At 74.1% G+C, this 12,341-nt stretch carries 10 protein-coding genes and 2 pseudogenes; 9 read left to right on the top strand and 3 right to left on the bottom strand.

Going from position 1 to position 12,341, the window contains the following annotated elements; genetic code table 11:
• Positions 1-42 precede the first annotated feature (42 nt).
• On the bottom strand, positions 43-846 hold the full coding sequence (locus ACFSL4_RS19300) for an IclR family transcriptional regulator (protein WP_381084239.1): 804 nt from the start codon (positions 844-846) through the stop codon (positions 43-45).
• A gap of 199 nt (positions 847-1,045) precedes the next feature.
• On the opposite strand from ACFSL4_RS19300, the gene allB reads away from it, so the two are divergent.
• The 3 genes from allB (at position 1,046) to ACFSL4_RS19285 (ending at position 4,221) form a co-directional block, all read left to right on the top strand.
• The gene (gene allB, locus ACFSL4_RS19295; protein WP_381084237.1) at positions 1,046-2,431 is read left to right on the top strand and encodes an allantoinase AllB; all 1,386 of its coding nucleotides are present in this window, start codon (positions 1,046-1,048) and stop codon (positions 2,429-2,431) included.
• Positions 2,432-2,435: 4 nt separating this feature from the next.
• Positions 2,436-3,578 carry an allantoicase gene (alc, locus tag ACFSL4_RS19290; protein WP_381084235.1) on the top strand — a complete coding sequence of 381 codons (1,143 nt, stop codon included), beginning with the start codon at positions 2,436-2,438 and terminating at the stop codon, positions 3,576-3,578.
• A 247-nt stretch (positions 3,579-3,825) separates the two neighbouring features.
• Positions 3,826-4,221, top strand: coding sequence for a ribonuclease domain-containing protein (locus tag ACFSL4_RS19285; RefSeq protein ID WP_381084233.1), 396 nt, complete (start codon positions 3,826-3,828; stop codon positions 4,219-4,221).
• Between the two features lie 33 nt (positions 4,222-4,254).
• On the opposite strand, the gene ACFSL4_RS19280 is transcribed toward ACFSL4_RS19285, so the two are convergent.
• Positions 4,255-4,461: a hypothetical protein gene (locus ACFSL4_RS19280; protein WP_381084231.1), complete on the bottom strand. Its 207-nt coding sequence runs from the start codon at positions 4,459-4,461 to the stop codon at positions 4,255-4,257.
• Positions 4,462-4,526: 65 nt separating this feature from the next.
• Between ACFSL4_RS19280 and ACFSL4_RS19275 the strand changes: the two are divergent.
• Positions 4,527-5,158, top strand: a pseudogene (locus ACFSL4_RS19275) (response regulator transcription factor); the annotation flags it as partial.
• A 57-nt stretch (positions 5,159-5,215) separates the two neighbouring features.
• Here ACFSL4_RS19275 and ACFSL4_RS19270 read toward each other — a convergent pair.
• A complete protein-coding gene (locus ACFSL4_RS19270) occupies positions 5,216-6,226 on the bottom strand; it encodes a Gfo/Idh/MocA family protein (protein ID WP_381084229.1) in 1,011 nt (336 codons plus the stop codon).
• Between the two features lie 116 nt (positions 6,227-6,342).
• Here ACFSL4_RS19270 and ACFSL4_RS19265 point away from each other — a divergent pair, with 116 nt between their 5' ends.
• The 5 genes and pseudogenes from ACFSL4_RS19265 to ACFSL4_RS19245 all read left to right on the top strand — a co-directional run.
• The gene (locus ACFSL4_RS19265; protein WP_381084285.1) at positions 6,343-7,092 is read left to right on the top strand and encodes a GntR family transcriptional regulator; all 750 of its coding nucleotides are present in this window, start codon (positions 6,343-6,345) and stop codon (positions 7,090-7,092) included.
• A 179-nt stretch (positions 7,093-7,271) separates the two neighbouring features.
• On the top strand, positions 7,272-8,417 hold the full coding sequence (locus ACFSL4_RS19260; protein WP_381084227.1) for an ROK family glucokinase: 1,146 nt from the start codon (positions 7,272-7,274) through the stop codon (positions 8,415-8,417).
• Positions 8,414-8,998, top strand: coding sequence for a sugar kinase (locus ACFSL4_RS19255; protein WP_381084225.1), 585 nt, complete (start codon positions 8,414-8,416; stop codon positions 8,996-8,998). The genes ACFSL4_RS19260 and ACFSL4_RS19255 overlap by 4 nt, the downstream gene beginning before the upstream one ends.
• Positions 8,999-9,079: 81 nt before the next feature.
• Complete coding sequence (locus tag ACFSL4_RS19250) at positions 9,080-11,887, top strand: DEAD/DEAH box helicase (protein ID WP_381084223.1); 2,808 nt, start codon at positions 9,080-9,082, stop codon at positions 11,885-11,887.
• Positions 11,884-12,341 (top strand): annotated as a pseudogene (locus tag ACFSL4_RS19245) (hypothetical protein); the annotation flags it as partial. The gene ACFSL4_RS19250 and the pseudogene ACFSL4_RS19245, both read left to right, overlap by 4 nt.

The raw sequence follows: 12,341 nt of genomic DNA, 5'->3' as shown, positions 1-12,341 counted from the left end.
GGACGGCCTCGGTGGCCGGCGTGCGGCCGCTCGCCCCGCGGGTCAGGCCGCCGGTCCCGTGGCGGCCAGTGCCTGCGAGAGCTGCGCCGCCACCTCCTGGAGCACCGGTACGATCCGTTCCGTGGCAGCGTCCGTGACCCGGCCCGCCGGGCCCGAGATGGAGATCGCCGCGGCCGTCGGGGAGTTTGGTACGGACACCGCGAGGCAGCGGACGCCGATCTCCTGCTCGTTGTCGTCGACCGCGTACCCGAGCCGGCGCACCTCCTCCAGAGCGGTCAGGAACACCTCGGGCGTGGTGATCGTCTTCTCGGTCGCGGCGGGCATGCCCGTACGGGCGAGCAGGGCACGGACCTCCTCCGGCGCCTCGTTCGCGAGCAGTGCCTTGCCCACGCCCGTCGAGTGCGGCAGCACCCGCCGGCCCACCTCGGTGAACATCCGCATCGAGTGTTTCGACGGCACCTGCGCCACGTACACGACCTCGTCGCCGTCGAGCAGCGCCATGTTCGCGGTCTCGCCGGTCTCCTCGACCAGCCGTGCGAGATAGGGGCGGGCCCAGGTGCCGAGCAGCCGGGAGGCGGACTCGCCGAGCCGGATCAGCCGGGGGCCCAGTGCGTAGCGGCGGTTGGGCTGCTGGCGGACGTAGCCGCAGACGACGAGCGTGCGCATCAGACGGTGGATCGTGGGCAGCGGCAGCCCGCTGCTCGCGGACAGCTCGCTGAGCCCGACCTCCCCGCCCGCGTCCGCCATCCGCTCCAGCAGGTCGAAGGCGCGCTCAAGGGACTGCACGCCACCGCCGCCGGCGGACTTGGCGGGGGCCTCGCTGGCGCTGGACGTCGGGGTCGGCACGGCGTGTTCCTTTCGGGGAAGGATGGCATAGCGATACTGCGGTATCGTTTTGCGGAATCTTAATTCCGCTTAGTGGAAAAATCCAGGCGCGCGGCATGGGGCCCGCTGAGAAGTGTGCCCTTGACGGCGCCGGGGCGGGAGTGAAGACTCATTCAACAGAACGTTGAATTCTGTTGCCCGGCGGTAGAGAGGGGTCCGGGTGCCCGACGCTGAACTGGTGCTGCGCTCGACGCGCGTCATCACACCCGGAGGGATGCGCGCCGCGTCGGTCGCCGTCGCCGGAGGCACCATCACGGCCGTCCTCCCGTACGACGCGGGCCCACCGGCCGGAGCCCGTCTGGAGGACCTCGGCGACGACGTCCTGCTGCCCGGGCTGGTCGACACCCACGTCCACGTCAACGACCCGGGCCGCACCGAGTGGGAGGGTTTCTCGACCGCCACCCGCGCGGCGGCGGCCGGCGGCATCACCACCCTGATCGACATGCCGCTCAACTCTCTCCCGCCGACCACGACGGTGGGCCACCTCCGCACGAAGAAGCAGGTGGCCGCCCGCCGGGCACACATCGACGTCGGCTTCTGGGGCGGCGCGCTGCCGGACAACCTGGCGGACCTGCGGCCCCTGCACGACGCGGGCGTCTTCGGCTTCAAGGCGTTCCTGTCGCCCTCGGGCGTCGACGAGTTCCCCCACCTCGGCCGGGAGCACCTCGCCCGCTCCATGGCGGAGATCGCCGGGTTCGGCGGGCTGCTGGTCGTGCACGCCGAGGACCCCCACCGCCTCGCCGCCGCCCCCCAGCGGGGCGGCCCGAAGTACGCCGACTTCCTCGCCTCCCGGCCCCACGACGCCGAGGCCACCGCCGTAGCGCACCTGGTCGAGCAGGCGGAACGGCTGCACGCGCGCGTGCACGTACTGCACCTGTCCTCCGGCGAAGCGCTGCCCCTGATCGCCGTCGCCAAGGCACGGGGTGTGCCGGTCACGGTCGAGACCTGCCCGCACTATCTGACCCTGAAGGCCGAGGAAGTCCCCGACGGGGCAAGCGAGTTCAAGTGCTGTCCGCCGATCCGTGAGGCCGCCAACCAAGATCTGCTGTGGCAGGCGCTGGCCGACGGCACGATCGACTGCGTGGTCACCGACCACTCCCCGTCGACGGCGGACCTGAAGACGGACGACTTCGCGACGGCGTGGGGCGGTGTCTCGGGTCTGCAGCTGAGTCTGCCGGCAGTCTGGACCGAGGCCCGCACGCGCGGCCACGACCTGGTCGACGTGGTCCGCTGGATGTCCGCGCACACGGCGCGGCTCGTGGGCCTGGATGCCCGCAAGGGCGCCATCGAGGCCGGCCGCGACGCCGACTTCGCGGTGTTCGCCCCGGACGACACCTTCACCGTCGACCCGGCGGCCCTCCAGCACCGCAACCGGGTCACGGCGTACGCGGGCAGGACCCTCCACGGCGTCGTCAGGTCCACCTGGCTGCGCGGCGAGCGCATTCTGGCCGACGGTGAGTTCGCCGAGCCGAGGGGGCGCCTGCTCGGCCGCACCGACGGACCCGCCCCGCCCCCTGAGCGTCCGACCCGGGAAAGGCAGACCTGATCACGTGACGGCGATTCCCCGCTTCACCGGTGCCGCGAACCCGTACGCGGGCGGCGATCCCTACGCGGACTACCGCACCGCCGACTTCCCCTTCGGCCGGTACGCCGACCTCGCCGACCGCCGGCTCGGCGCCGGGGTCGTCGCCGCCAACGACGAGTTCTTCGCCGAGCGCGAGAACCTCCTCGTGCCCGGGCGCGCCGAGTTCGACCCCGAGCGCTTCGGGCACAAGGGCAAGATCATGGACGGGTGGGAGACCCGGCGCCGGCGCGGCGCCTCGGCCGAGCACCCCTGGCCCGCGGCGGACGACCACGACTGGGCGCTGGTACGCCTCGGCGCGCCGGGTGTGATCCGCGGCATCGTCGTCGACACGGCGCACTTCCGGGGCAACCACCCGCAGGCGGTGTCCGTCGAGGGCACCTCGCTGCCCGGCTCCCCGTCACCGCGGGAACTGCTGGCGGACGGCGTGAGGTGGACGACCCTGGTCCCGCGCACGGCGGTGGGCGGTCACGCGGCGAACGGCTTCGCCGTGTCCGTGGAGCGGCGCTTCACCCACCTGCGCGTCAACCAGCACCCCGACGGGGGTATCGCGCGGCTGCGTGTGCACGGCGAGGTGGCCGCGGACCCGGCGTGGCTGGAGACGCTGGGCACCTTCGACGTCGTCGCCCTGGAGAACGGCGGCCGGGTGGAGGACGCCTCGGACCTCTTCTACTCACCCGCCGCCAACACCATCCAGCCGGGCCGCTCCCGCACGATGGACGAAGGCTGGGAGACGCGCCGCCGCCGCGACCGGGGCAACGACTGGATCCGCTACCGGCTGGTGGCCCAGGCGCGGATCAGGGCCGTTGAGATCGACACGGCGTGCCTGAAGGGGAACGCGGCGGGCTGGGCGTCGGTCTCGGTCAAGGACGACGCGGACGGCGTGGAGGGAGCGGGCGGCGTGGGCGGTGAGTGGCGCGAGATCCTGCCGCGCACCCGGCTGCAGCCCGACACCAACCACCGTTTCGTCCTCTCGGCCCCGGCCGTCGGTACGCACGCGCGCGTGGACATCTACCCGGACGGCGGCATCTCACGGCTGCGCCTGTACGGCTCCCTCACGGAGGAGGGCGCCTCGCGTCTGACGGCACGCCATCGGGTGCTCGGCGGCTGAGCCCGCCCGGAAGCGGGGCGCACGCCGTCCGGCCAGGCGGCGTATCCGCCGTCCACCACGGACTCCGCGACCTGTCGCCGTCGCGGTCGGCCGGAGGGCGGTCGCCGCGCCGTCGCCGTCCACGCGGGCCGTCCGTGAGGAAGGCGGCGGACGGCAGGTCAACTCTCCGAAAACACGTCGGACGGCACGGGAAAGTCTCCGTTTTTGTCATTGGCATGCCATGCTCTACGCGCGTCATCATGTCGCCATGAGATTCCCCCCAGGCGCGACCCGAATCGGCGCCGCGGCCGCGGTCCTGTCCGCCCTCCTCGTGGGCGGCACGGTCTCGGCCTGCACCGCGGACGCCGCAGCCGTCTCGGCCGGCGACATCTGCTACAGCGGCCTGCCGTCCCAGGCGTACGACACCCTCGACCTGATCGCCTCGGACGGGCCCTTCCCGTACTCGCAGGACGGGAGCGTCTTCCAGAACCGCGAAGGCGTCCTGCCCGGCCAGGCGACCGGCTACTACCACGAGTACACCGTCGTCACGCCCGGATCCCCCACGCGCGGCGCCCGCCGCATCGTCACCGGTGAGCAGCACCAGGAGGACTACTACACCTCGGACCACTACGCGACGTTCGACCTGATCGACTTCGGCTGCTGAGCCGGCTCGAACCGGCCGGGGGCCGGACCGGGTTCAACCGGATCCCCGGCCCTTCAGGGCGGCCATGGGCGTGATCGCCAGCAGGAGCAGGCCGAGGCTCACGCTCAGCTCGTCGTCGCCCCGCAAACCGGTCCGCCGCACGATGCCGAACCCGTCCGCCCACCCGTCCGGCGCGTGCGGCAGACCGACGGCGCCCTGTGCCGGCGCGATCACACCGGCCCACCCCAGGATCCTCCTCATGCCGGACACCACCGCAACCGCGCACCCCCGCGGCCATCGGCCGTGAGGCGAACCCTGCGCGGCGGATGCCCCCGGTGCGGGCCGGCCCGTCCTCCATGACGGGCGGTGCCGACGACAACGAGACCGACAACGAGACCGACAACGAGACCGACAACGAGACCGTCGGCGAGGCCGCCGACGGCAGCGAGGCGGAGCGGCTCGTCGACCGCACCCGCCCGGACGTCGTCCTCATGGACATCCGGATGCCCACCGCCGACGGGCTCGCCGCCACCGAGCTGCTCCGTCGCCGTGCGGACGCGCCCCAGGTCGCGCTGCTGACCACCCTCCACGCCGACGAGCAGGTGCTGCGGGCGCCGCCGGATTCGTGCGCAAGGACACCCCGCCCGCGGAGAGCCTTGACGCGGTGCGGCGCGGCGCGGCCGGGGACCCGGTCCTGTCGCCCGCCGTCACCCGCCAGTTGACGGCGCATGCGGCGGGGGCGGCCGGTCCCGGCACCCGGCGCGGCACCGCCCGCGGCCGGGTCGCCGCCCTCAACGACCGCGAACGCGAGGTCGCCGTCGGCCGGGGCGCCTCGAACGCGGAGATCGCCGCCGAGTCGTTCAGGAGCGTCCCGACGGTCAACACCCACGTCTCCCGCATCCTCGCCGAACTGCGCCTCGACAATCGCGTGCAGATCGCCCTGTTGGCGTACGACGCGGTCCGGCGGACGGGGACGGGCCCTGACCGGCGAGCACGATCGGTGCTCCCGTCGCGGTCAGGTGCGTGCGCCCGCGATCTCCCCGAGGCCGACCGGGCGGCGCTCGTGGCGGGACCGTTCGGCGGCCTCCGCGATGCGCAGGGCCTGCAGCGCCTCGCGGCCGTCGCACGGGTTGCGGCGCTTCCCGCACACCACCTCGACGAAGGCCGCCGCCTCGGCCTCGTACGCGGGCGCGAAGCGCTCCAGGAAGCCGGTCCAGGGCTTGGTCGCGGGCGGGGGGCCGGCGGGCTCCGTGGACGTGATCGGTGTGCGGTCGTCCAGACCGACCGCCACCGTGTCCAGCTCGCCGGCCAGCTCCATGCGGACGTCGTAGCCCGCGCCGTTGGCGCGGGTCGCGGTCGCCGTGGCGAGGGTGCCGTCCTCCAGCGTGAGCACGGCCGCCGCCGTGTCCACGTCGTCCGCCTCGCGGTACATCGCCCCGCCGGCGTCGGACCCGGTCGCGTACACCTCGACCACCTCACGGCCGGTCACCCAGCGCAGGGCGTCGAAGTCGTGGATGAGGCAGTCGCGGTAGATCCCCCCGGACACCGGCAGGTACGCGGCCGGCGGCGGCGCCTGGTCGGCCGTCATCGCCCGGACGGTGTGCAGCCGCCCCAGCCGGCCGGAGCGCACGGCCGCCCGCGCGGCCGTGTAGCCCCGGTCGAAGCGGCGCTGGAACCCCATCTGCAGCACGGTCCCGGCGGCGTCGACCTCGGCCAGCGCGGCCAGCGTGTCCGGCAGGTCGACCGCGACGGGCTTCTCGCAGAACACCGGGAGTCCGGAGCGTGCCGCCCGGCCGATCAGTTCGCCGTGGGCCGAGGTGGCCGCCGTGATCACCACGGCGTCCACGCCCCAGGTGAAGACCTCGTCCACGCCGGGTGCCGCGGTCGCGCCGAGACGGTCCGCGAGGGCATGGGCCCGGGCCGTGTCGACGTCCGTGATGATGAGCGAGCCGACCTCGCGGTGGCGGCTGAGCGTGGCCGCGTGGAATGTCCCGATACGACCCGCTCCGATGAGTCCGATGCGCATGGGAACAACCTGGAGGCCCACCCACCGTCGTGTCAACGGTTTGTCCGGACAACCGGACTACACGACTTCCCGTCATCAGGCACCGGAGCTACGCTCGGGCCGTGCCGAAACCTGATGTGGATCCGACCGTCTCCCTCCGGCTGAGCGTCGACCGGAGCAGCCCGGTGCCGCTGTACTTCCAGCTCTCGCAGCAGCTGGAGGCCGCGATCGAGCACGGGGAACTGACGCCGGGCAGCCTGCTGGGCAACGAGATCGAGCTGGCCGCGCGGCTCGGCCTGTCCCGGCCCACCGTCCGCCAGGCCATCCAGTCCCTCGTCGACAAGGGTCTGCTGGTGCGCCGCCGCGGTGTCGGCACCCAGGTCGTGCACAGCCAGGTCAAGCGCCCGCTGGAGCTGAGCAGCCTCTACGACGACCTGGAGGCGGCCGGGCAGCGCCCCGCGACCCGCGTGCTCGTCAACACCGTCGAGCCCGCCTCCGCCGAGGTCGCCGCCGCGCTCGGCGTGCCCGAGGGAGCGGAGGTGCACCGCGTCGAGCGGCTGCGCCTCGCGCACGGCGAGCCGATGGCGCACCTGTGCAACTACCTGCCGGCGGGCCTGCTCGACCTGGCGAGCGAGCACCTTGAGGCGACCGGCCTCTACCGTCTGATGCGCGCCGCCGGCATCACGCTGCACAGCGCCCGGCAGTCCGTCGGGGCCCGCGCCGCCACCCTCGCCGAGGGCGAACGCCTCGGCGAGCCCGAGGGCGCCCCGCTGCTCACCATGCAGCGCACCACGTTCGACGACACGGGCCGGGCAGTGGAGTTCGGCACCCACACCTATCGCGCCTCCCGCTACTCGTTCGAGTTCCAGCTGCTCGTGCGTTCCTGAGCCGCCGGGGCCGGGACGAGCGTGCACCGCGCCGCCGACCGGGGCCTCACACCCGGTGCCCGCAGCGGGCGCGAGTTGACGTACGCCGCGCCCCGCGCACCCGCCGCCCGCGCCGTCCCGCGCCCTTCCCCGCTCCCCTGCGGCCCACCGGGCGGCCGCGTGAGGCAGAATCGGCCCCGATGAGCACCTACCGCGACCTGACCCACCGCGGCTCCGCCCGGGCCACCGTCCTGCGGACCGTCGGCACGCGCGAGCGCCGTTCCCATCTGACCGCGCCGCGCGTTCCCACGGTCGGCATCGACATCGGCGGCACGAAGGTGATGGCGGGTGTCGTCGACGCCGACGGCGTCATCCTGGAGAAGCTCCGTGCCGAGACGCCCGACAAGTCCAAGAGCCCCAAGGCCGTCGAGGACACCATCGTCGAGCTGGTCCTGGACCTCTCCGACCGGCACGACGTGCACGCCGTGGGCATCGGCGCGGCCGGCTGGGTGGACGCGGACCGCAACCGTGTCCTGTTCGCCCCCCATCTGTCCTGGCGCAACGAGCCGCTCCGCGACCGTCTCGCCGGGCGGCTCGCCGTCCCCGTCCTGGTCGACAACGACGCCAACGCCGCCGCCTGGGCCGAGTGGCGCTTCGGCGCCGGCCGCGGCGAGGACCATCTCGTCATGATCACGCTCGGTACCGGCATCGGTGGCGCCATCCTGGAGGACGGCCAGGTCAAGCGCGGCAAGTTCGGGGTCGCGGGCGAGTTCGGCCATATGCAGGTCGTGCCCGGCGGCCACCGCTGCCCGTGCGGCAACCGCGGCTGCTGGGAGCAGTACAGCTCCGGCAACGCCCTGGTCCGCGAGGCCAGAGAGCTGGCCGCCGCCGACTCCCCGGTCGCCTACGGGATCATCGAGCACGTCAAGGGGAACATCTCCGACATCACCGGCCCGATGATCACGGAGCTGGCCCGCGAGGGCGACGCGATGTGCATCGAACTGCTCCAGGACATCGGCCAGTGGCTCGGTGTCGGCATCGCCAACCTGGCGGCCGCCCTGGATCCCTCCTGCTTCGTGATCGGCGGCGGGGTCAGCGCGGCCGACGACCTGCTGATCGGCCCCGCCCGGGACGCCTTCCGGCGCCACCTCACCGGCCGCGGCTACCGCCCCGAGGCCCGTATCGCGCGCGCCCAGCTGGGCCCGGAGGCCGGCATGGTCGGCGCGGCGGACCTGGCCCGGCTCGTCGCCCGCCGTTTCCGGCGCGCCAACCGGCGCCGCGTGGAGCGCCACGAGCGCTACGAGCGGTACGCGCAGGCCCGCCGCACCCTGAAGGGGTCACTGTGACCGCCACCTCGATACCGCGTCCGACGTCCGCGTCCGACGGCTCCCCGCAGCCCCCCGAGGACCGGGGGCACATGATCCGCCGCAGGGCGCTGACCCTGCTGATCATCGTGCTGCTCATCGGCGTGCCGGCCGGTTACCTGATGATCTCCGCCAACCAGAGCCGCAACAGCGGCAAGGACAAGGAGGCGAAGTACTCGGCGACCGGTCTGAGCTGGGGCTGGCCCTCACGCGTGCAGCGCCGCCTCTACCAGGTGACCATTCCGATGGACGCCCGGAAGGTCGCGTACTACGAGACGAACAACTGGAAGACCAGCCGCCTGTACGTGCAGTTCAGGACCAGCGAGGGCGGCCTGGCCCAGTTCCTCGGCGACCTGGACACCACCCCGGCCGCGTTGAAGAAGGGCGACATCGCCATCGGCACGCGCGACCGGCACATCGCCGGCTGGACCTTCACGGGCCCCGGCGCCTGGTCCGGCCTGACGCACGCGCAGAAGAACCCGGCGCCCACCCTGGACGTCGTGGTGAACCGGTCCGATCCCGGGCGGCCGATGGTGTACGTCGTCTCGCGCACCATCCCCTGACCACCGGGAGCCGGTTGTCAGACCCCGCCCGTACAGTCGAAGACGTCTGGTGCGACGAAGCGGCGGGAGGTGACCGGACGTATGGGAGACCCGGCGGTGGACGAGGCCGTGCCGGTGCGTCTGGCCGCGGTGTTCCTGCCCGCTCCGCTGCCGCGCCGGGGACGGGTCGCCTTCTGGGACCCGGAGGGCGGGCCGCTGCCGTCGGGGGGCGCCGAGGAGCTGACGGTCGTGCGACGGCACGGGGCCGGCGTGCGCAGGAGCACGGTGCCCGCGGTGTCGCTGCCGGTGGGGGAGGCCCTGCCGCTGCTCGCCAGGGCCCGGCGCGATCCTTCCGCGCATCCCGCCACCGCCTGCTGGGGCGCGGCCGCGCTGCACGCCCTGCGGCTCGTGGCACGGGGGCGGCTGCTGCCCGGGCTCACCCCCGAGGGGTTCGACGCCTGGCGGGCCGGGCCGCTGGAGCCCGACGACACCGCCCACCTCCGGGCGGTTGCCGCCGCTCTGCCGTACGAGGGCCATGCCGTCCCGCTCCCGGGCAGGGGCCCCCTCATGCTGCCGGAGCCGGAGGTTCTCGTCCGGTCCTTCCTGGACGCCGTCGCGGACACCCTGCCACGAACTCCGGCCGCCGCGCACACCGCCGGCGGGCCGTTCGCCGCGCACGAGCCGCAGCACCTGCCCCAGGCGTACGCATGGGCCGCGGAGGTCGCGGCGGGCATGGACGCGGGCGTCCGGATCTCGCTGCGCCTGGACCTGACGGCCCGGCAGCTGTTCGACGACGTCGGCGAGGGCGGCCGCCGCGCCGGAGCGGCGATCGTGCAGGTGCACAGCCTCGCCGACCCGACCCTCGTCGTCGACGCGGCGGCGCTGTGGGACGGTGAGGCGGAGACGTCGTTCGGCCCCGGCGCCCGGGTGGACGCGGCCCTCGCGGTGCGCCGCGCGGCCCGGGTCTGGCCGCCGCTCGCCCGGCTCTGCGAGCAGCTCGTGCCGGATGTACTGGCCCTGTCCGACGAGGAGTTGGGCGAGCTGCTGGGCGTCGCGGCCACCCGGCTGAGCGGGGCCGGGGTCGCGGTGCACTGGCCCCGTGACCTGGCGCACGACCTGACCGCGGCGGCCGTCGTGCGGCCCGCGCCGGGCTCGGCGACCGACGGCACGGGCTTCTTCGACAGCGAGGAACTGCTGCAGTTCCGCTGGCAGCTGGCGCTCGGCGGTGATCCGCTCACCGAGACGGAGATGGACGCCCTGGCGGAGGCCCACCGTCCGGTCGTCCGGCTGCGCGACCGGTGGGTGCTGGTCGACCCGGCGCTCGTGCGCAAGGCCCGCAAGCGCGAGCTGGGACTGCTCGACCCCCTCGACGCGCTGTCCGTCGCGCTCACCGGCAGTGCGGAGGTCGACGGCGAGACGGTGCCGGCGGTGCCGGTGGGCGCTCTGGCCGCGCTGCGGGACCGGCTGACGCAGGGCGTCGGCCCGGTGGAGCCGCCCCCGGGACTGGCCGCCCGGCTGCGGGACTACCAACTGCGGGGCCTGGGCTGGCTGGACCTGATGACCTCGCTCGGGCTCGGCGGCTGTCTCGCCGACGACATGGGGCTCGGCAAGACGGTCACCGTCATCGCCCTCCACCTGCGCCGGGCACGGCGGGAGCCGACCCTGGTGGTCTGCCCGGCCTCGCTGCTGGGCAACTGGCAGCGGGAGATCACCCGGTTCGCCCCCGGTGTCCCCGTCCGCCGGTTCCACGGCCCGGACCGCGCCCTGGACGGCCTGGACGGCGGCTTCGCGCTCACCACCTACGGGACGATGCGGACGGCGGCCCCGCTCCTGGCCGGACAGCCGTGGGGCATGGTCGTCGCGGACGAGGCGCAGCACGTCAAGAACCCGTACTCGGCGACGGCGAAGGCCCTGCGCACCGTCCCGTCCCCCGCGCGCGTGGCGCTCACCGGCACCCCCGTGGAGAACAACCTCTCCGAACTGTGGGCGCTGCTGGACTGGACGACCCCGGGCCTGCTCGGCCCCCTGAAGTCCTTCCGCGCCCGGCACGCGCGCGCCGTGGAGAACGGCGAGGACGCGGAGGCGGTGGAGCGGCTCGCCCGTCTGGTCCGGCCCTTCCTGCTGCGCCGCAAGAAGTCCGACCCGGGCATCGTGCCCGAGCTTCCGCCGAAGACGGAGACGGACCACCCGGTGCCGCTCACCCGCGAACAGGCCGCGCTCTACGAGGCCGTCGTGCGGGAATCGATGCTGGCGATCGAGACGGCGGAGGGCATCGCCCGCCGGGGCCTGGTCCTCAAACTCCTCGGCTCGCTCAAGCAGATCTGCGACCACCCCGCGCTCTACCTGAAGGAGGACCCGCCGACGGCCGCGGGCCTGACCGCCCGCTCCGGCAAACTCGCGCTGCTGGACGAGCTGGTGGACACGCTGCTGTCCGAGGACGGCTCGGCGCTCGTCTTCACGCAGTACGTCGGCATGGCCCGGCTGATCACCGCCCACCTGGCCTCCCGCGCGGTGCCGGTGGAACTGCTGCACGGGGGCACACCGGTGCCCGACCGCGAGCGGATGGTGGACCGCTTCCAGAGCGGGGCGACCCCGGTGCTGGTCCTCTCCCTGAAGGCCGCGGGCACGGGCCTGAACCTCACGCGCGCGGGCCATGTCATCCACTTCGACCGCTGGTGGAACCCGGCGGTGGAGGAACAGGCCACGGACCGCGCGTACCGCATCGGCCAGACCCAGCCGGTCCAGGTCCACCGTCTGATCACCGAGGGCACGGTGGAGGACCGCATCGCCGAGATGCTGGAGTCGAAGCGTGCGCTGGCCGACGCGATCCTCGGCTCCGGCGAGGCGTCCCTGACCGAACTGACCGACCGGGAGCTGTCGGACCTGGTGTCCCTGAGGAGGCCGGGGTGAACGGCACGGGTGAGGAACGGCCCGGGACACAGGCACGCCTCCCCGGCGGGGCGCGCCCGGAGAGCGAGGCCCATCCGGGGGAAAAGACGTGCCCCGGCGGTGAGTCGGGCTTCGGTGACAGGGCGCGCCGGGGGGACGAGAGTCGCTCCGAGGCCGAGGCGTGTCCGGGGGGCGAGAAGGGCTTCGGGAGTGAGGCGGGTCTCGACGACGGCACGCGCCGGGGGTCTGCGGCGCGCCCGGAGGACGAGAGGGACCCCGGCGGCGGGACGCGCTCCGGCGGCGACATACGTCCGGAGGGCGACGGGCGTCCTGCCGATGCGGTGCGTCGCGCGCTGAGGGCCGCGCGGCAGCGGGCCGACGACCAGGTCAGGGGCGCCCGCGCGGAGCAGCCCGCCGCGGACGCGGACGCCGCCTCGCCCGGCGGGGACGCGGAGCCGGCGACCCGGCCGGGGGA

Origin of the sequence: Streptomyces caeni, from assembly GCF_042678285.1 — a bacterium.
Classification (GTDB): domain Bacteria; phylum Actinomycetota; class Actinomycetes; order Streptomycetales; family Streptomycetaceae; genus Streptomyces; species Streptomyces caeni.
The sequence above is the reverse complement of the archived record's forward strand: the minus strand, read 5'-3'. Positions and strand labels throughout refer to the sequence as shown.

Bases quoted from the DNA above. Each gene is read 5' to 3' on its own strand.
- ACFSL4_RS19285 (WP_381084233.1), top strand. From the start codon at position 3,826: ATGAGATTCCCCCCAGGCGCGACCCGAATCGGCGCCGCGGCCGCGGTC.
- ACFSL4_RS19280 (WP_381084231.1), bottom strand. From the start codon at position 4,461: ATGAGGAGGATCCTGGGGTGGGCCGGTGTGATCGCGCCGGCACAGGGC.
- ACFSL4_RS19270 (WP_381084229.1), bottom strand. From the start codon at position 6,226: ATGCGCATCGGACTCATCGGAGCGGGTCGTATCGGGACATTCCACGCG.
- ACFSL4_RS19260 (WP_381084227.1), top strand. From the start codon at position 7,272: ATGAGCACCTACCGCGACCTGACCCACCGCGGCTCCGCCCGGGCCACC.
- ACFSL4_RS19250 (WP_381084223.1), top strand. From the start codon at position 9,080: ATGGGAGACCCGGCGGTGGACGAGGCCGTGCCGGTGCGTCTGGCCGCG.